The following is a 19,192-nucleotide window of genomic DNA, read 5'->3' as shown; positions in this document are numbered from 1 at the left end:
GCTTGCTTGACGCGGCTTGGCTATGGCTAAACATTGTCTGGGCCCGCTTGGGCAGCAGTCAATGATCAGGGGCGCAGAGTGTCAGTTGAAGCAGTTGCCGGCGGCGCGGAGGCGGTTGCCCACGGGGTCGATCTGGTGCCGGTTGTGGTATTGCTGGCGGCGGGCGCTTTCGCCGTGCCGCTGTTCAAACGGTTGGGGCTGGGGTCGGTTCTGGGCTATCTGGCCGCCGGTTTGTTGCTTGGTCCCTCGGGTATCGGGCTGATTGACGATCCGGGCTCGGTGCTGGCGGCGGCGGAACTGGGCGTTGTCATGTTCTTGTTCATCATTGGCCTTGAGATGGAGCCGAGCCGTTTGTGGGCGCTGCGCCGCCAGATATTCGGGCTGGGTGCGTTGCAGGTGGCGATTTGTGGCGCGCTATTGACTGGGTTTGGCGTTCTGTTGGGGTTCGCACCCGCGGTGGCCTTTGTGTTCGGCATGGGGTTCGTCCTGACCTCGACGGCAATTGTCATGCAGATACTTGGCGAGCGCGGTGAATTATCGAGCCAGGGTGGGCAGCGAATTGTCTCGATCCTCTTACTGGAAGATCTGGCGATCGTGCCGCTATTGGCGCTCATTGCCATCCTGGCACCATCCGGGGGCGACGAGAGCCTTGTAAGCCGTTTGACCGGCATCGCCATCGCTCTGGGTGCTGTTGGATTGCTGATCGTTCTGGGGCGGCGGATCATGAATCCGCTGTTTTCCCTGCTCGCTTCGGCAAAATTGCGCGAAGTCATGACGGCTGCGGCGCTGCTGGTGGTTCTTGGATCGGCGCTGTTGATGCAGGTCAGCGGGTTGTCGATGGCGATGGGGGCGTTTCTGGCCGGTGTACTGCTCTCCACATCGTCTTTCAAACACCAATTAGAGGCCGATGTGGAGCCGTTTCGCGGTATCCTGTTGGGCCTGTTCTTTCTGGCGGTCGGGATGTCGCTGGACCTTCAGGTCGTGGCTGGGCACTGGCAGATCATTGCGCTTGCCGTTGTTGGCTATATGGCAGTCAAGGCGCTGGCAATCTATGGGTTGGCGCGGCTACTGAAGTCTAATCATGTCGAGGCGCTGGAGCGCGCGGCAATGATGTCTCAGGGCGGTGAATTTGCTTTTGTGCTTTATACGACAGCGAGTGCAGCCGGGCTGATAGACGGCCCCACCAATGCGATTTTTACAGCTACCGTGATCATTTCGATGGTGATTACACCGTGCCTTTTGATCGTCTTGCGCTATGTGACCCCGAAATCCCAGCAATCCATGGATGGCGTCGAAATCGCCGAAAATCTTAATGAGCGCATTCTGATCATCGGCTTTGGACGCTTTGGCCAGATGGCCAGCCAGACCTTGTTGGGGCAGGGTCACCGCCTGTCCATCATTGATAATGATACGGAAATGATCCGGGTTGCCGCGCAGTTCGGTTTCAAGATCTATTATGGCGATGGGGGACGGCTTGATATTTTGCATGCGGCGGGCGCCGCCAATTCGGACCTGGTGCTGATCTGCATTGATGACAAGGCTACAGCCACTCGCATTGCCGAACTGTTTCGGGACGAATTTCCGCTGGTCAAGGTCATGGCACGCGCGTTTGACCGGGTGCATGCAATCGAGTTGATCAAGGCCGGCGTTGAATATCAGCTTCGCGAAACATTTGAGTCGGCAATCCGATTCGGTGCGCAAGCCATCGAGATATTGGGCGCGACCCCCGACGAGATCGAGGCGGTGGTCGAGGGGGTGCGCGAACGTGACCGTCGCCGCTTCGAAATGCAGATCACCGAGGATGTCAGCGCGCTTGATGCGGCCAACATGCTGTTGCTGCGAAATGCGGCCGAACAGGCGCGGGAAGGGGGTATCACGGCAGCGCCCGATCAGATCGCCAAGACAGTCTCCGATGCGGGTATAGACACCGGTAAAAAAGGGCATGACTAGTCGGAGACGAATTGGGGCTTTCACCGACTGAAATTAAGTGCAAGACTGATTCATCTAAGAGGGGAAAACATCGTTATGAAATCTGGATTGCGATATGCCGCAAAAGCCGATCGTCTACGACGCCCCCATACCCCTACCGCGGGCGACCACAGTTGAAGCCATTCAAGCGGAAATTCTTGAAAGACTAATCTACTCAATTGGCAAGGATCCCATTGTTGCTCGGCCACATGATTGGCTGGCCGCGACGATTCTGACTGTCCGGGACCGGGTCATGGATCGCTGGATGGAATCGTCGCGCGAAACGTGGCGGTTGTCGCAGAAACGCGTCTACTATTTGAGTCTTGAGTTTCTTATCGGTCGGCTGATGCGCGATGCGATGAGTAATGTCGGCCTGATCGAGCCAGTTCGAGATGCCCTCAAGAATCTCAATGTCGATCTGGGCGAACTGGTCAATCTGGAGCCCGACGCCGCACTGGGCAATGGTGGGCTTGGTCGGTTGGCGGCGTGTTTCCTTGAATCAATGTCATCGGTCAATATTCCCGCATACGGCTATGGAATTCGCTATGTGCATGGCCTGTTTCGGCAGGAGATGAGTGAAGGCTGGCAGGTTGAACTGCCCGAGGAATGGCTGACGCACGGCAATCCATGGGAGTTTGAGCGGCGTGAGAGTGCCTATGAAATAGGGTTTGGCGGCTCGGTGGAACCAGTCACTGATCCCGATGGGACAGAACGGCAGGAGTGGCGACCAAACGATCATGTGATGGCGGTCGCCTTTGATACGCCAATTGTTGGTTGGCGTGGGGCCAGGGTCAATACGCTGCGCCTGTGGAGCGCACAGCCGATCGATCCGATCCTGCTCGACAAGTTCAACTCGGGCGACCACATTGGCGCTTTGGAAGAAAGCGCGCGCGCAGAAGCGATTACACGGGTTCTTTATCCAGCCGATTCAACGGCGGCGGGACAGGAATTGCGCCTCCGGCAGGAATTTTTCTTCTCGTCTGCATCGCTTCAGGACATCATCCGGCGACATATCCAGCATTTTGGCGATCTCGATTCGCTGCCGGACAAGGTGGCCATTCAACTCAATGACACCCACCCGGCAATCTCTATTTGCGAAATGATGCGTATCCTACTCGATATTCACGGGCTGGAATGGGATCATGCGTGGAAATTGTCGCGGGGGTTTTCGGCTACACCAATCACACCTTGTTGCCCGAGGCACTGGAAAGCTGGCCGGTGGCTCTCCTGGAGCGGCTGTTGCCGCGACATATGCAGATCATCTACGCCATCAATGCGCAGGTGCTGACCGAGGCACGCCAGCGGGCGCAATTCAGTGATGCCCAGATCGCCAATGTTTCGCTGATCGATGAGAATGGTGGGCGTCGTGTGCGCATGGGGCAGTTGGCCTTTGTAGGGTCGCACTCTATCAACGGGGTGTCGGCGCTTCATACCGAACTGATGAAAAAGACGGTTTTTTCGGACCTGCACAAGCTGTATCCGGATCGGATCAACAACAAGACCAACGGCATAACGCCAAGACGTTGGCTGATGCAGTGCAACCCCGCGTTGACCAAGCTGATTGCCGAGCGGATCGGGCCCGAGTTCCTCGACAATATCGACCTGTTGCAGGGGCTGAATGCCCACGCCGAGGATCGGAACTTCCAGACCCAGTTTGCGGCGGTCAAGCGCGATAACAAGGTTCGACTGGCCAAGCTGATAAAGGACCGTATGGGCATTGTCGTATCGCCGGACGCGCTGTTCGACGTGCAGATCAAGCGTATCCATGAATATAAGCGCCAGTTGCTCAATATCATCCAGACGGTTGCCGCCTATGATGACATCCGTGCTCATCCCGAACGCGACTGGGTGCCGCGCGTCAAAATTTTCGCAGGCAAAGCGGCGCCAGGATATTGGAATGCCAAACTGATCATCAAGCTGATCAATGATGTAGCCAAGACGATCAATAATGATCCGTCGGTGCGCGGCCTGCTCAAGGTTGTGTTCCTGCCCAATTACAATGTCAGTCTGGCTGAAGTGATCGTGCCAGCGGCTGACCTGTCGGAGCAGATTTCGACGGCGGGCATGGAGGCTTCAGGCACTGGCAACATGAAGTTCATGGCCAACGGGGCGATTACCATCGGCACCATGGATGGCGCCAATGTCGAAATGCACAAGGAAGTGGGCGACGACAATATCGTCATATTTGGCCTGACGACCGACGAGGTAAACGAAAAGCGCGCCAAGAGCGAAGTACCACGTTCGGTAATCGACAGCTCACCAAGGCTGAAGGAGGCACTGGAAACAATCAGCTCCGGTGTATTTTCGCCCGATGATCCGAACCGCTATCGCGACCTGATCGGGGGGCTCTACGACCATGACTGGTTCATGGTGGCGCGCGATTTTGACGCCTATATTGCCGCACAAGCAGAGGTGGACCGGTTGTGGAGTGACCAGCGACGCTGGGGCGCCATGGCGATCAGGAATACGGCGCGAGTGGGGTACTTCTCGTCTGATCGGACCATACGCCAATATGCGGAGGATATCTGGGACGTTGCGGCACCCGAGACATAGTCTTGGGTGATCATCGGCACGGGGCGCATTATGCCCCGTGTCAGATTGAATGATGGCCTGGACACGACCAGGAAGCAGCCGCAATAGCGGGGGGATTTGTAGTTGAAAAAGGAAAGCTGGCAGGCAAAATCGGACGAGGTCGAGGCCGTTGTGAATGGACGGCACGCCAATCCGTTCGGATTTTTGGGCCTGCAGCAGGTCGGTGAGCAGTTTGTATTGCGCGCATTTGTCCCCCACGCCGAAATGCTTACCGCCTTTACGCTCGACGGTGAAAAACTGGGTGTGCTTGTGCCACGGCATGGCGGCGGATTTTTCGAGGGCAAGGTCGAGATCAGTCGGCGCCAACCGATCCGATATCGGGCCAAGAATGCGACCGGCGAGTGGGACGCATTTGATCCATACACCTTTGGGCCCGTATTGGGGCCGATGGATGATTATTACATCGGTGAAGGCAGCCATCTGCGCCTGTTCGACAAGCTCGGTGGCCATGAGATGGAATTTGATGGCGTCCATGGCACGCATTTTGCGGTATGGGCGCCAAATGCGCAGCGCGTGAGCGTTGTTGGTCCGTTCAATGATTGGGATGGGCGGCGCAACCCGATGCGCAAACGTTTCGATACGGGGATATGGGAAGTTTTCGTGCCGGTCCTGGGCACCGGTACGATCTACAAATTCGAGATTGTCGGGGCTGACGGTGTGTTATTGCCGCTCAAGGCAGATCCGTTTGCACGGCAGTCGGAAATGCGGCCCCGTACCGCGTCCGTGGTGCCTGACCCGACGCCATTCACCTGGACGGATGGGCAATATCTTGAAGAGCGGGCAAAGCGGGACTGGCGGCGGACGCCGATGGCGATCTACGAAGTTCATCTGGGATCGTGGCGTCGGCGGCCCGACGGCAGCTTCATGAGCTATGATCAGTTGGCTGAGCAATTGGTGCCCTATGTCGCCGACATGGGATACACGCATATCGAGTTGCTGCCGATCACCGAACATCCGTTTGACCCCTCCTGGGGATATCAACCTATCGGGCTTTATTCGCCGACCGCGCGGCATGGTGATCCGGCGGGGTTCGCGCGTTTTGTCGACGCGGCGCATCAGGCGGGGCTTGGGGTAATCCTTGATTGGGTGCCGGCACATTTCCCCACCGATGAGCATGGCTTGGCCAATTTTGACGGGACGTCTCTGTATGAGCATTCCGATCCGAGGCAGGGATTTCATCCGGATTGGAATACGGCGATCTATAATTTCGGGCGCAAGGAAGTCGTGTCGTTCCTTGTCAACAATGCGCTTTATTGGCTGGAAACCTTCCACCTTGACGGGTTGCGGGTCGATGCCGTGGCTTCCATGCTCTATCTCGACTATTCGCGGCAGTCGGGGGAATGGGTGCCCAACAAGTTCGGTGGTAACGAAAATATCGAGGCGGTCGAGTTTTTGAAACGCGTGAACAGCGAAGCCTATCGGCTGCATCCGGGCACGTTCATGATCGCCGAGGAATCGACAGCGTGGCCCGGCGTCAGTCAGCCGGTCCATGCCGGTGGTCTTGGGTTCGGGTTCAAATGGAACATGGGCTTTATGAACGACACGCTCAATTATATGAGCCGCGAAGCTGTTCACCGGCGCTATCACCACAATGACATGACTTTTGCCGCGGTTTACGGATTTTCCGAGAATTTCGTCTTACCGCTCAGCCACGATGAGGTGGTGCACGGCAAAAAATCGCTACTGGAAAAAATGCCGGGCGACGACTGGCAGAAGTTTGCCAATTTGCGTGCCTATTTCGCCTTCATGTGGGGATTTCCAGGTAAGAAGCTGCTGTTCATGGGGCAGGAATTTGCGCAGCGGGAAGAGTGGAGCGAGGCCAGGGCGCTGGACTGGTGGCTGCTCGACGCGGGCATGCATGAGGGGGTGCGCCGTCTGATCACCGATCTCAACACCGCCTATCGCCAGATGCCAGCGTTGCACGCGCGCGATTGCGAGCCCGAAGGCTTTGAATGGATCATCGGCAATGATCACGCCAATTCGGTATTTGCCTGGGTGCGGAAAGCGCCGGGTGAAGAGCCGGTCGTGGTGGTGGCCAACATGACGCCGGTGCCGCGGGACAATTATGTCATCCCGATGCCCAAGGTGGGCAAATGGGTGGAGCGCATCAATACGGACGCCGGTTGGTATTCCGGATCCAATTCGGGCAATCAGGGTGGGGTAAAGGCATTGGCGGGTAAGGGCGGTCACTGGCCGGCCTATGCCAGTCTGCATCTGCCGCCGCTGTCGACGCTATACCTGAAATTCGAGGCCGACTAGCCCGGCTTTGCAGGACAAGATCCGGATCAATCCGGACTAATTGAGGAGGGTATTATGGCAGACTATCGAGTTCCATCACCGCTCGCACGTGAGGCCATGGCCTACGTCCTCGCCGGTGGTCGCGGTACGCGACTGGTGGAGTTGACTGACCGGCGCGCGAAGCCGGCGGTGTATTTTGGCGGCAAGTCCCGCATTATCGACTTCGCGCTCTCCAATGCGATCAATTCGGGGATCAGGCGAATATCGGTGGCCACGCAATATCAGGCGCATAGCCTGATCCGCCACCTGTCGCGGGGCTGGAACTTCCTGCGCCCTGAACGAAATGAGAGCCTTTGACGTATTGCCCGCCAGTCAACGCGTCAAAGAGGACATGTGGTATGCGGGCACCGCCGACGCCGTCTATCAGAACATGGATATCATCGAAGACTATGGCGCCCGCTATATCGTCATTCTGGCGGGCGATCATATTTACAAAATGGACTATGAGATCATGCTGCGCCAGCATGTGGATACCGGTGCCGATGTGACCATCGGATGCCTGGAAGTGCCGCGCATGGAGGCGACCGGCTTTGGCGTCATGCATGTCGATGGGCGCGACCGGGTGATTAACTTCATCGAAAAGCCCAAGGATCCGCCGGCAATTCCGGACAAGCCCGACACGGCACTGGCATCGATGGGTATCTATGTTTTCGAGACCCGCTTCCTGATGGAGCAATTGCGACGCGATGCGGCGACCGAGGGGTCTAGTCGCGACTTTGGCAAGGACATCATCCCCTATATCGTCAAAAATGGCACGGCCTGGGCGCATCGGTTCACGCGATCCTGCGTGCGGTCGTCCAAGGAAGAAGTGGCCTATTGGCGCGATGTTGGCACTATCGACGCCTATTGGAAGGCGTCAATCGATCTGACCGATATCAATCCGCAGTTGGATCTTTATGATCGGGACTGGCCGATCTGGACCTATGCCGAAATCACGCCGCCGGCCAAATTCGTGCATGACTTTGACGGTCGACGCGGTACGGCGGTTAATTCGCTGGTTTCGGGCGATTGCATCATCTCGGGCGGCTATTTGCAAAAAACCCTGCTATCTACCGGATCGCGGGTGCATTCTTATTCCGAGTTGAACGAGGCGGTGGTGCTGCCATATTGCGATATCGGGCAGGGTGCCCGGCTCAAGAAGGTGGTGGTTGATCGCGGCGTCAATATACCGGATGGCCTTGTGGTCGGAGAAGACCCAGAGTTCGACGCACGCTGGTTCCGGCGTTCGGACGAAGGCGTGACGCTGATTACGCAAGCCATGATCGACAAATATCTGGCGGGGCGATGATAGAAGTTCTTTCTGTTGCATCAGAGGTCTATCCGCTGATCAAGACCGGGGGGCTTGCGGATGTCGCGGGTGCCCTGCCGCTTGCGATATCCGAATTTGGCGTCACCATGCGCACTCTGGTGCCCGGTTATCCAGCGATCCTGTCGGTGTTGAGCGACCGCAGGGTTGTGGGCGAGATCGAGGATTTGTTCGGCGCACCAGCGCGCCTGCTAGCTGGTCGGCATGCTGGATTGGACCTGATCGTCATTGAGGCAGAGCACCTCTATTCACGCCCGGGCAATCCATATGTGGGGCCCGATGGATGGGACTGGCCTGATAATTGGCGACGTTTTGCGGCGTTGTCGTGGGTGGCGGCTGAATTGGGCAATGGGCTGGTCGCGGGCTATCGGCCACAACTCATCCATTGTCATGACTGGCAGGCCGGACTGGCGCCAGCCTATGTCAAATTTGGGCCATCGGTAGGCGTCAAGACAGTGATGACTATCCACAACATTGCCTTCAAGGGCTTTTTCGGTCCCGAGGTCTTTAGTCAGTTACGATTGCCACCACACGCATTTTCAGTGTCTGGCGTCGAATTTCACGGTGGTGTTTCGTATTTGAAGTCGGGCATGGAGTGTGCCGATTTTGTTACGACGGTTAGTCCCAATTATGCTCGGGAGATCTGTACACCCGAATTTGGCATGGGGCTGGAAGGATTGCTGAACGGCCGATCGGACACTGTGGTCGGCATTCTCAATGGCATCGACACCGTGGCCTGGGATCCGGCCACCGACAAATCATTGGCGCAGCCATTTAGCGCCAACAACATACAGAAGCGGCGTCTGAACAAGTTGGCGGTTATTGATCAATTTGAGCCTCGATGGTGCCGACGGGCCGCTGTTTTGCGTGATCAGCCGTCTGACGGATCAAAAGGGCATGGACCTGTTGCTTCAGGCGATGGATGGGTTAGTGGCGCTTGGGGCGCGGCTGGCGGTTCTCGGGTCCGGCGAGGAAGCGCTCGAGCATGGGTTCCGCCAAGCCCGCACGCGCCATCCCGGTAAGGTTGGGTTGATTACCGGCTATAACGAAAAATTGTCGCACCTTATTCAGGCCGGGGCCGACGCCATTCTGATCCCGTCACGGTTTGAACCATGCGGGCTGACGCAACTTTATGGCCTGCGCTATGGCTGTGTACCGGTGGTCAGCCGCATTGGCGGTTTGGCCGACACCGTAATTGACGCCAATCCGGCAGCGCTTGAGGCGGGCGTGGCAACGGGTCTGTTGTTTGATGCCAATAGTGCCCACGCGCTTTACGAAGCCATTCGCAAGGCTGTGCGGCTCTATAGGGACGAAAAAGCATGGAAGAAGATGCAGCGGCGCGGCATGAAAAGCGAAGTTTCGTGGCACAATAGTGCGCGTCGCTATGCTGAACTTTACGCCTCACTTATCGGAATTGAACCAAATGTCGATACTGACTAAACAAACAAGCCCTTTTGATGATCAAAAGCCCGGCACTTCGGGGTTGCGCAAACGCGTTGCTGTCTTTCAGCAACCTAACTATGCGGAGAATTTCCTGCAGTCGATTTTCGACAGTATCGGCGATGCGTCGGGCAAGACGCTAGTCATTGGCGGGGATGGACGATTCTATAATGATGTGGTCATACAAAAGGCCATCCGCATGGCGGCCGCCAACGGGTTTGGCCGGGTCATCGTTGGGCAGAACGGGCTACTTTCGACGCCGTCAGCGTCGCATCTCATTCGCCACAACCAGGCCTTTGGCGGGCTGGTGCTGTCGGCAAGTCATAATCCAGGCGGGCCAGATGGCGACTTCGGGATAAAGTACAATGTCGGCAATGGCGGCCCCGCGCCTGAAAATATCACCAACGCGATATTTGCCCGCAGCAAAGTGATCGATCATTTCAGGACAATAGATGCGCCGGATGTGGCGCTGGGTGCAATAGGGCAGCAAAAGTCCGGCGACATGGTGGTCGAGATTGTTGATCCGGTTGCCGATTATGCGGCCCTGATGAAAACATTGTTTGATTTTGATGCTATTTCCAAGCTGTTCGCCTCCGGCTTCCGAATGACGTTTGACGCGATGCACGCGGTAACTGGACCTTATGCGCATGCCATTATCGAGGATATGCTGGGTGCGCCCAAGGGCACGGTGATCAATGGCGTGCCGCTACCCGACTTTGGCAAGGGGCATCCTGACCCGAACCTGGTCTATTGCAAGGACATGTTTGACCAGTTGATGTCGGCCGATGGTCCTGACTTTGGCGCTGCATCGGATGGCGATGGCGACCGCAATCTGATTATTGGCAAGAACCGGTTCGTGACGCCATCGGATTCGCTGGCCATACTTGCGGCCAATGCGGCGCTGGCGCCGGGCTATGCGGCAGGGATCAAAGGGATTGCTCGGTCGATGCCGACCAGCGCCGCAGCGGATCGCGTGGCGGACAAGCTCGGTATCGAGATGCATGAAACGCCAACCGGATGGAAATTTTTCGGCAATCTGCTGGACGCGGGTCGTGTCACCATTTGCGGCGAAGAAAGCGCAGGCACCGGGTCCGATCATGTGCGTGAAAAAGATGGTCTATGGGCGATATTGCTGTGGCTGAATGTGATTGCGGCGCGTGAGCAAAGCGTTGATCAAATTGTTCGTGACCATTGGGCGACTTATGGCCGTAACTATTACACGCGGCACGACTATGAAGAGGTGGACGCGGCGATTGCAAACACACTGGTCGATGATCTACGCGCCAAATTGCCAGGACTGGCCGGCCAGAATTTTGACGATCTTCAAATCGCCTTCGCCGATGATTTTGCCTACCATGACCCCATAGATGGTTCGACGAGCGCGAAGCAGGGTATTCGCATCGGGTTTACCGATGGATCGCGAATAGTGCTACGGCTAAGCGGAACCGGGACCGTTGGCGCAACGTTGAGGCTCTACCTTGAGCGCTATGAGGCTGCCGATGGACGACATGATCTCGAAACCCAAACCGCACTTGCCGAACTCATCGACCTTGCCGAGCGGCTCTGCGGCGTCCGCGAGCGCACCGGTCGACAAAAGCCGTCCGTCATCACCTAAATTCAGGAGCACAATGAGCAATTCGCTTATCCCCAATGGGGGAAGCACCGAAAATCTCGGCGCCACGATTACCGACGAGGGTGTTAATTTTGCTGTTTATTCGGAAAGCGCGTCGGCACTTTGGGTTTCGATTTACGACGAGCAGGACAGGCAGACCGCGCGAATAGAGTTCGACGTACATCAAGACAATATCCACGCGGTTCAAATTGCGGGGCTTGGGGCGGGCGCGCGGTACGGGTTTCGCGCCGACGGTCACTATGAGCCTGATCAGGGATATTTTTTCGATCCGGCCAAGTTGCTGGTTGATCCCTATGCCAAGCGGCTGGATCGAGTATTTGTGCGCTCGCCGAAGCTACGGTTACCACGGGAAGAGGCACTGGATACGTCGCCCCTGATCCCGAAGGCAATAGTGCAGGGCGGCGGCTACAAGCCGATCAAGCCGCGCAGCAAGACACCAAGCCTGATGTATGAATTGAATGTGCGCGGGTTTACCATGCGTCATCCCAGCGTACAGGGTCCATTGCGTGGCACGGTGGCGGGGCTTACCACCCAACGGGTGATCGATCATTTGCTTTATCTGGGTGTCGATACGGTCGAATTAATGCCGATTGCAGCCTGGATCGATGATGGGCATTTGCCCAGCCTGGGACTGACCAATGCCTGGGGCTACAATCCGGTGAGTCTATTTTGCGCCCGATCCCCGCCTGATGCCACGCGGACCGCAGGAACTGCGGCATATGACCGACCTTTACCGTAAACACGGCATTTCGGTGATTTTGGATGTGGTCTACAACCACACCGGCGAGGGCGACGCGAACGGCCCGCTGCTCAGCATGATGGGGCTGGATGCCAAAACCTACTATCGGTTTGTCGAAGCTGACGGAAAACAGCATTTGGTCAATGATTCCGGCACTGGCAATACGCTGCGCTGCGACCATCCGGCAACGCAGCGGCTGGTGATTGAAAGCCTCAAATATTGGATTGAGGAGATGGGCGTTTCCGGGTTCCGGTTCGATCTGGCGCCGGTGTTGGGGCGTGAACCGGGGTTCAATCCGGATGCGGTTCTGTTGCGAAAGATCAAGGCCGACCCGGTGCTATCGAAGGCACTGCTGGTTGCCGAACCCTGGGACCCAGGTCCTGGCGGGTATCAGTTGGGTCATTTCGGCGATGAGTTTCGCGAGTGGAATGACACCTATCGCGATGAAGTGCGCAGTTTCTGGCGCGGGGATGCACACAAGATCGGGGCACTTGCCGGGAAGGTGACTGGATCGGCGGACGTTTTCAATCATGGCGGGCGGAAGCCGAGTCATGGCGTCAACCTGTTGGCCGTGCATGACGGTTTCACGTTGCGGGATCTAGTCAGTTACAACGACAAGCATAATGAGGCCAACGGCGAAGACAATCGTGATGGGCACAGTCATAATTCATCTTGGAATTGTGGCGTGGAAGGCGAAACAGATGACGAAACCATCAACGCCAATCGGCGGCGCGACGTACGGGCGCTGCTGGCCACGCTGTTCATGTCGCGCGGCATCCCGCTGATCCAGCAGGGCGACGAGATGTATCGAACGCAGGGAGGAAATAACAACGCCTATGCGCAGGACAACGACATAAGCTGGGTCGATTGGGAAAACGCGGACGGTGAGCCTGGTGGATTTTGTTGCAGCGCTTGATCGCTTTCGCAAGCAACACAAGGCGCTTGTGCACGACCATTTCCTGACTGGAAAAATCAGAGCGGGCGTGCGCGATGTTGTTTGGCTGCACCCGGATGGCCGCGAAATGAGCGATCATGATTGGGGCGATGAGCACGCGTCAACCGTCGGCATGCAACTGCGCACCAAGGATGACGAGGTTCTGGTGTGGTTCAATCGACGGGCCGAGAACCGGTCGACGCAACTACCCGACGGCGATTGGGTAGTTGGCCTGCAATCTAACGTCGGTGACGCTGTTGCGGTTTCGGATGGCGCCATTGAGTTACCCGCACGATCCGTGCTGGCACTGGTTCGGCGGTCGGACGCCGACGAACAGTGATCCATGCCTATTCGGCGGCGCGGGTGGTGGTCAATCCACCGGTGGTTTCAATGAAGGCGATGATCTGATCGAGATTTTCGCGCTGCAGCATGTTGCCAAACACGTAGGGGCGACCCGCGCGGGCCCGTTCGGTATCGCTGCGCATGACATCAAGATCGGCGTGGACATAGGGCGCGAGGTCAGTGTGGCTGACGATGAGCAGGTCGGACCTAGTGATCGCGGGTCCGCCCTTGCGGGGGATTTTTTCGCCCTGTGCTACCGAGATCACGTAGATGGTAATGTCGGCAAGGTCGGGGGAAAAGGTCGCGGCCAGATTGTCACCGCCGGATTCGATCAACACCAGATCGAGATCGGGAAATTTCCTGTTCAAATCGGCAATGGCCGCCAAGTTCAACGATGCGTCTTCTCGGATCGCGGTATGGGGGCAGCCGCCTGTTTCAACGCCGACAATCCGGTCTTCGGCAATCGCCTGGGCACGCGCCAGGATGAGAGCATCCTCACGGGTATAAATATCGTTGGTGACGACGGCCATGGAGTAACGGTCACGCAGGCCCTTGAGCAGCATCTCGCAAAGGGTGGTCTTGCCCGAACCGACAGGGCCGCCGATGCCAACACGCAAGGGACCGTTCGGGGACTTCATAGCAACCTCAATATGGTCAAGGCGACAAAGCCGGCGCCCAAGAGCAGGCAAAGCGGAGAATAGACGCGCCGATCATTGTAGCGAAAGCTGAGGTGAGGTGTTTTGTCGGCCCAGCGTTTTGTATAGCCGATGGCGCCACGGGTAATGAACACAGCGGCCAGCGGCACGCCAAGCAAGGTCAGCCAGACGCCGCCACTATCGTGATCGGCCAAGGACAATGCAGCGATTCCGGACGCCATGGTGATAATGGCGACGGCAAGCGATGCCAGTTTGGGTGGCATGCGTTCAACATTTTCAAAGCCAGTGACAGTTTGAGCCAAGAGTTTTTCATCCCGAATGGGCCAGGTTCGCCCCATGGACCAGAGCAAGTGCGCGAGCGCTACTGCCAGCAGTGGAACAAACATCAGGGCGGCAATCATCATGCTCATGATCTGAAAATTCTCGTAGACAAGGTTTCGTGACGCATCTGGGCGATATCGGCGGCGTAGGCGATGCTACCAATATCCGCAAGGTCGGCGGTCAATATTTTGACGGTACGGTTGGCAATTGTCGGCTCGAGCGCGACGAGAATTGATAGGCCGTCTGACTGCCCGATGGGTATGAGCCGCACGGCCACAGAAATCTGGCCGTGCACCGCGGCGGTCAGAAAGGCTGAGATGGCTGGTTCGACGGCAATATTGTGAGCACCTGCGAAAGCGCCAACTGCAACCGGGTAGGGGCAGGGGCTCGGCAGGCGGGGTGGCGCGACTGTCGGCCATGTTCTGGCCGCAAGGACAAAGGCGTCGCCCAAGGCGACTGACTCCTCGTGGCGTTCCCTCGCGGGCACCAACGCCAGACATAGATCAGCCAATTGACGGAGCCTGGCTGGGGTCGTCGTAGGCCCCAATGGCGTAGCGCAATATGATGGCGTCAGTTTTTATGCCGCCATGACGCAAAATGCCCTCAATCCAGTTTTGTGTCGACGCTGTGTCATACACCTGATTGGTGGCGATAGCGGTTTCGAGGCCTGCAGACCATGCAAATGCACCGACAGGAAACGCAGGGGAAAGCCAGGTCATGAGCTTTTGCACGTCGGCGGTGCTGGTCATTGGGCATGCAGCGCGTGGCGCGCGCCAGCATGGGCATGATAGGCGCCGTGCACCGGAAAAAACGGCTCATTGATGCCGGTGATCTCGGCGCCAAGGCCTTCCAGCATGGCTTTGAGTACATGATCGCGCTTGATTAGGATTCGCGATTGTTCCAGCTGCGCGGCGGTATGGCGATTGCCGATGTGCCAAGCCAATTGCACGAGATGTGCTGGGTCGCGGGCCGTGACCTGATGGAGCAATTCAGGTGCCGCGACAATTTCAACGATTGTCGCGTTTTCAAGCAGCAGAGCGCCGTTATGTTCGAGCGTCAGGGTTTGCGCAAAGTCGACGAGCACCGCGTCGCCTGCTGACGTCCGCAACAGTTTGCGGCGAAGGCGGCGCTCGTCGGCGACAAGCGAAATCTGGTCGGTCGCCGACTTTCCGTGTCCGGGCGGCAGGTAATCAGTGGCGCGGTGCATTGACACTCCTGAAAATGAACCCTTTTGGGATCTGTGGCTATCTACCCCGAAGCCGGAGCGACCGATAGCACCGGGTTAGAAAAGCGACATTGGATCAGGGCGCGTCGGTGACGGTGTAGCAGGCATCAATGGGGGCGGCGTCGGGTCCGTCGCGCAAATCATAAAGCTGGGCCTCATCGCCCTTGGTCCACCAAACCCAAACGTCTGCGACATATTTGGCGCCGGACGCCGACAGCACTTCGCGCATCAGCACCTGATCACCGTTTACCGGCATCATGGCGAGATAATTGGGGGCGGCGTTGATATAGGTCACCTTGAATGGTTCACCCTTGTCGCATGCATATTGAACGACCCGCTGCTCGGCAGTGCCAGTGCCGTCGATGTCAAGCTCCAAGGTGATTTTGGCTTCCAGAGCCAGCGTTGCTGGCGCGGTCATGGCCAGCAAAATGGCAGCGGCGACAAGGGCATTGAGGTGCATGGCAATTCTCACGGTCAGGTGGGACAGGGCGTTAAATCTTTTCAACTTGCTCGGAATGGACGATCTCGATTTTGGATGCTCTGACAAACGGTTTGCTGGCGGCTTTGAATGCCAGCATATGCGGGCTGGCAAGGTGAGTGTTTAAGGCTTCGCGACTTTCCCAGCGTTCAATGAACACCACCCGTTCGGGGTCGGTAACGCTTGCGCACAAATCGTAGTGAACGCATCCGGGTTCGGCACGGGTTGCCTCGATGCAGGGGCAGGCGGCGTCGACGAAGGGTTCCAATGCGCCCAACTCAATCTGCAGCGTGGCGACCACGTAAATCACGGCTGTCTCCTGTTTGGACAAAGTTAGCGCAGTCGTCCTTGCGATGCCAGTACTGCCGGTGAAATGGGGCCGAACTAAAACAGGAAGTAGCGTTGCGCCATTGGCAGTTCGGTCGCTGGTTCGCACGTCAGCAGCTCGCCATCGGCACGCACCTCGTAGGTTTCGGGATCAACATCAATGTCGGGCGTGGCGGCATTGTGGATCATGGCGGCCTTGCCAATGTCGGCACGCGTATTGGTGACGGGTAGCAATTGTTTGTCGACGCCCAATCTGGCGCGCAGGCCATCATCATGGGCGGCCTGGGATATGAAGGTGACCGATGAATTGGTACGCAGCTTGCCAAAAGCGCCGAACATCGGGCGATAGTGCATGGGCTGTGGTGTTGGAATGGACGCGTTGGGGTCACCCATTGGTGCCGCCGCAATGGAGCCACCGAGCAGGACCATTTCGGGTTTGACGCCGAAAAACGCCGGGCTCCAGAGCACAAGGTCGGCACGCTTGCCCACCTCGACCGAACCGATGTGCTGACTCATGCCATGGGTAATGGCGGGATTGATGGTGTATTTGGCGATGTAGCGTTTGACGCGGAAATTGTCGTTGTTGCCCGTCTCTTCGGCGAGTGCGCCGCGCTGCTTTTTCATCTTGTCGGCGGTTTGCCAGGTGCGGATCAGCACTTCGCCAACCCGGCCCATGGCCTGACTGTCCGAGGATATGATCGAGAGCGTGCCCATGTCGTGAAGAATGTCCTCGGCGGCGATGGTCTCGCGCCGGATGCGGCTTTCGGCAAAAGCAACGTCCTCGGGAATGGACGAGGACAGATGATGGCAAACCATGAGCATGTCGAGATGCTCGGCAATTGTGTTGGCAGTGTAGGGGCGGGTAGGATTGGTCGAGGAGGGAATGACATTGGGCAGGCTTGCGACGCGCAGGATATCGGGGGCGTGACCGCCGCCGGCGCCTTCTGTGTGGTAGGCGTGAATGGTACGACCCTTGAAGTCGGCGATAGTATCTTCAACAAAGCCGCTTTCGTTGAGGGTGTCGGTATGGATCATCACCTGAACGTCATAGTCATCCGCCACCGACAGGCAGTTGTCGATGGCGGCGGGGGTGGTACCCCAATCCTCATGCAATTTGAGGCAAGAGGCGCCCGCCAGTACCATTTCAACCAACGGCGCGGGCAGGGACGCATTGCCCTTGCCTGCCAAGGCCAAATTCATCGGGAATGCATCAAAACTTTCGATCATGCGGCCTATGTGCCAGGCGCCAGTGCAGGTTGTCGCCAAAGTGCCATGAGCAGGGCCACTGCCGCCGCCCAGCATGGTGGTGACGCCGCTCATCAGGGCTTCTTCGATCTGTTGGGGACAAATGAAGTGGATATGGGCGTCCATGGCTCCGGCGGTGACGATCTTGCCTTCACCGGCTATGGCCTCGGTCGAGGGGCCGATGATGACGGTAACGCCAGGTTGGGTGTCTGGATTGCCCGCCTTGCCTATGGCCTCGATGCGACCATTCTTGAGGCCGATGTCGGCTTTGTAAATGCCGGTCGCGTCGACGATCAGCGCATTGGTGATGACAGTGTCGACCGCACCTTCGGCCCGCGTTCTTTGTGATTGCCCCATACCGTCGCGGATTACCTTGCCACCACCGAATTTGACCTCCTCGCCATAGATGGTGAAGTCCTGCTCCACCTCAATGAATAGATCGGTATCGGCCAATCTCACCCTGTCGCCAGTGGTCGGTCCGTACATGTCAGCATAGGCGGCGCGGGAAATCTGTGCGGGCATGAGCAAATTCCTCGTTATGCGGACAGATGGTCCGGACTAGTGTGTGGCGGCGCCATGCAGGCGCCGGTAGGCGGCTACCGCAGCGTCAATTATTGTATCGAGCAATATTTCGCCCTGACGGATGACCGGGTCGGCGCGCATGGTGCCTGCGATCAACGAAATGGCCAGCGCCTGAATAGCGTAGGCGTGCTTTTCGCGCCCGGCCTGGTGGTGCTCATTACCTTCCTGCTCGAATTTTTCGAGCAAGGTGGAATAGGTTGGCGTGGTGATCAATTTTTTGGCCTGGCTCCAGTTTACGGCGCGAAGGTTGCCCGACAGATCGAGTGCGAGACTGCCAAGCAATTCCATTGCGGCCTGATCCTTGACCCCACTTTCCTGCAAATCTTGAAGCACGGTCGCAAGGCGCTGTTTGAAATCCTGTTCTTTGGTCAATGTTTTTCTCCTGAACTGCGATTGCCGCGCTTAGAGCATTCTGGAAAAGAATTGACCATGCCTGCCAATGCTGAACGTGGCGAAATCGAGCCTGATTGACGCTGGCTCACGCCTTGTCCACCGTGCCCATGACCAGTTGCCTGAAACCATAAAGGGTGCGGCTGCCGCCAATGGCCACCAGCGTTACCTCGCGCGTTTGGCCGGGCTCGAAGCGGACGGCGGTACCGGCGGCGATATCGAGACGCATGCCGCGCGTTGCTTCACGATCAAAGCGCAGACCGGTGTTGGCTTCAAAGAAATGATAGTGCGAGCCGATCTGTATCGGACGATCACCGGCGTTGGCCACTTCTATGGTAAGGGTTGGTGCACCGGCATTAAGCTCGATGCTGCCGGATTTGGTCACGATTTCACCGGGGATCATGGTGTTTCCTTAGCGGATGGGTTCGTGGACGGTGACCAACTTGGTGCCGTCGGGGAACGTGGCTTCCACCTGAATATCGTGGATCATCTCCGCTATGCCATCCATAACGTGGGTACGACTAATGACATGGGCGCCCGCTTCCATCAGTTCGGCGACCGGGCGACCGTCGCGGGCCCCTTCGACGACAAAATCGGTGATCAGCGCGATGGCCTCAGGATGGTTCAGCTTGAGGCCGCGCTCGAGACGTTTGCGCGCTACCATCGCGGCCATTGAAATCAGCAGCTTGTCTTTTTCGCGAGGGGTAAGGTTCATG

Annotated in this window: 17 protein-coding genes and 3 pseudogenes; 9 read left to right on the top strand and 11 right to left on the bottom strand. The window is 57.4% G+C overall.

Features of this window, described 5'->3' with window-relative positions; genetic code table 11:
- The first annotated feature begins 78 nt into the window (after positions 1 to 78).
- The 9 genes and pseudogenes from PSQ19_RS07540 to PSQ19_RS07500 all read left to right on the top strand — a co-directional run bounded on the left by PSQ19_RS07540 (position 79) and on the right by PSQ19_RS07500 (position 13,250).
- Positions 79 to 1,950, top strand: coding sequence for a monovalent cation:proton antiporter-2 (CPA2) family protein (locus tag PSQ19_RS07540; RefSeq protein WP_282220263.1), 1,872 nt, complete (start codon positions 79 to 81; stop codon positions 1,948 to 1,950).
- 94 nt (positions 1,951 to 2,044) lie between these two features.
- Positions 2,045 to 4,521 (top strand): annotated as a pseudogene (locus tag PSQ19_RS07535) (glycogen/starch/alpha-glucan phosphorylase).
- A gap of 102 nt (positions 4,522 to 4,623) precedes the next feature.
- Positions 4,624 to 6,819, top strand: coding sequence for a 1,4-alpha-glucan branching protein GlgB (gene glgB / locus PSQ19_RS07530; protein WP_282220262.1), 2,196 nt, complete (start codon positions 4,624 to 4,626; stop codon positions 6,817 to 6,819).
- 54 nt (positions 6,820 to 6,873) lie between these two features.
- A pseudogene (gene glgC / locus PSQ19_RS07525) lies at positions 6,874 to 8,146 on the top strand (glucose-1-phosphate adenylyltransferase).
- A pseudogene (gene glgA, locus PSQ19_RS07520) lies at positions 8,146 to 9,604 on the top strand (glycogen synthase GlgA). The pseudogenes glgC and glgA overlap by 1 nt, the downstream one beginning before the upstream one ends.
- Positions 9,588 to 11,219, top strand: a complete 1,632-nt coding sequence (locus PSQ19_RS07515; protein ID WP_282220261.1) for an alpha-D-glucose phosphate-specific phosphoglucomutase — start codon at positions 9,588 to 9,590, stop codon at positions 11,217 to 11,219. The pseudogene glgA and the gene PSQ19_RS07515 overlap by 17 nt, the downstream one beginning before the upstream one ends.
- A 13-nt stretch (positions 11,220 to 11,232) precedes the next feature.
- Entirely contained in the window at positions 11,233 to 11,976 is a 744-nt protein-coding gene (locus PSQ19_RS07510) for a GlgX family protein (RefSeq protein WP_282220260.1), read from the top strand.
- Positions 11,957 to 12,892, top strand: a complete 936-nt coding sequence (locus tag PSQ19_RS07505; protein WP_282220259.1) for an alpha-amylase family protein — start codon at positions 11,957 to 11,959, stop codon at positions 12,890 to 12,892. Before PSQ19_RS07510 ends, PSQ19_RS07505 begins: the two co-directional genes overlap by 20 nt.
- Positions 12,861 to 13,250, top strand: coding sequence for a hypothetical protein (locus tag PSQ19_RS07500; protein ID WP_282220258.1), 390 nt, complete (start codon positions 12,861 to 12,863; stop codon positions 13,248 to 13,250). Before PSQ19_RS07505 ends, PSQ19_RS07500 begins: the two co-directional genes overlap by 32 nt.
- 7 nt (positions 13,251 to 13,257) lie before the next feature.
- On the opposite strand, the gene ureG is transcribed toward PSQ19_RS07500, so the two are convergent.
- From ureG to PSQ19_RS07445, 11 genes are all read right to left on the bottom strand, one after another.
- Entirely contained in the window at positions 13,258 to 13,890 is a 633-nt protein-coding gene (gene ureG, locus PSQ19_RS07495; protein WP_282220257.1) for an urease accessory protein UreG, read from the bottom strand.
- Positions 13,887 to 14,318, bottom strand: coding sequence for a DUF3995 domain-containing protein (locus PSQ19_RS07490; RefSeq protein WP_282220256.1), 432 nt, complete (start codon positions 14,316 to 14,318; stop codon positions 13,887 to 13,889). Before PSQ19_RS07490 ends, ureG begins: the two co-directional genes overlap by 4 nt.
- A complete protein-coding gene (locus PSQ19_RS07485; protein ID WP_282220255.1) occupies positions 14,315 to 14,740 on the bottom strand; it encodes an urease accessory protein UreF in 426 nt (141 codons plus the stop codon). The genes PSQ19_RS07490 and PSQ19_RS07485 overlap by 4 nt, the downstream gene beginning before the upstream one ends.
- Positions 14,733 to 14,978 carry an urease accessory protein UreF gene (locus PSQ19_RS07480; RefSeq protein WP_282220254.1) on the bottom strand — a complete coding sequence of 82 codons (246 nt, stop codon included), beginning with the start codon at positions 14,976 to 14,978 and terminating at the stop codon, positions 14,733 to 14,735. The genes PSQ19_RS07485 and PSQ19_RS07480 overlap by 8 nt, the downstream gene beginning before the upstream one ends.
- Positions 14,975 to 15,436, bottom strand: a complete 462-nt coding sequence (locus PSQ19_RS07475; protein ID WP_282220253.1) for an urease accessory protein UreE — start codon at positions 15,434 to 15,436, stop codon at positions 14,975 to 14,977. The genes PSQ19_RS07480 and PSQ19_RS07475 overlap by 4 nt, the downstream gene beginning before the upstream one ends.
- Positions 15,437 to 15,530: 94 nt before the next feature.
- On the bottom strand, positions 15,531 to 15,914 hold the full coding sequence (locus PSQ19_RS07470) for an MliC family protein (RefSeq protein WP_282220252.1): 384 nt from the start codon (positions 15,912 to 15,914) through the stop codon (positions 15,531 to 15,533).
- Between the two features lie 31 nt (positions 15,915 to 15,945).
- Positions 15,946 to 16,242: a putative quinol monooxygenase gene (locus tag PSQ19_RS07465; protein WP_282220251.1), complete on the bottom strand. Its 297-nt coding sequence runs from the start codon at positions 16,240 to 16,242 to the stop codon at positions 15,946 to 15,948.
- Positions 16,243 to 16,316: 74 nt separating this feature from the next.
- Entirely contained in the window at positions 16,317 to 18,026 is a 1,710-nt protein-coding gene (gene ureC, locus PSQ19_RS07460; RefSeq protein WP_282220250.1) for an urease subunit alpha, read from the bottom strand.
- A gap of 36 nt (positions 18,027 to 18,062) precedes the next feature.
- Positions 18,063 to 18,458 carry a hypothetical protein gene (locus tag PSQ19_RS07455; protein ID WP_282220249.1) on the bottom strand — a complete coding sequence of 132 codons (396 nt, stop codon included), beginning with the start codon at positions 18,456 to 18,458 and terminating at the stop codon, positions 18,063 to 18,065.
- Between the two features lie 106 nt (positions 18,459 to 18,564).
- A complete protein-coding gene (locus PSQ19_RS07450; protein WP_282220248.1) occupies positions 18,565 to 18,879 on the bottom strand; it encodes an urease subunit beta in 315 nt (104 codons plus the stop codon).
- Positions 18,880 to 18,888: 9 nt separating this feature from the next.
- Entirely contained in the window at positions 18,889 to 19,191 is a 303-nt protein-coding gene (locus PSQ19_RS07445; protein ID WP_282220247.1) for an urease subunit gamma, read from the bottom strand.
- Position 19,192 lies beyond the last annotated feature (1 nt).

It is taken from the genome of Devosia algicola (assembly GCF_028816455.1).
GTDB lineage: Bacteria > Pseudomonadota > Alphaproteobacteria > Rhizobiales > Devosiaceae > Devosia > Devosia algicola.
The sequence above is the reverse complement of the archived record's forward strand: the minus strand, read 5'-3'. Positions and strand labels throughout refer to the sequence as shown.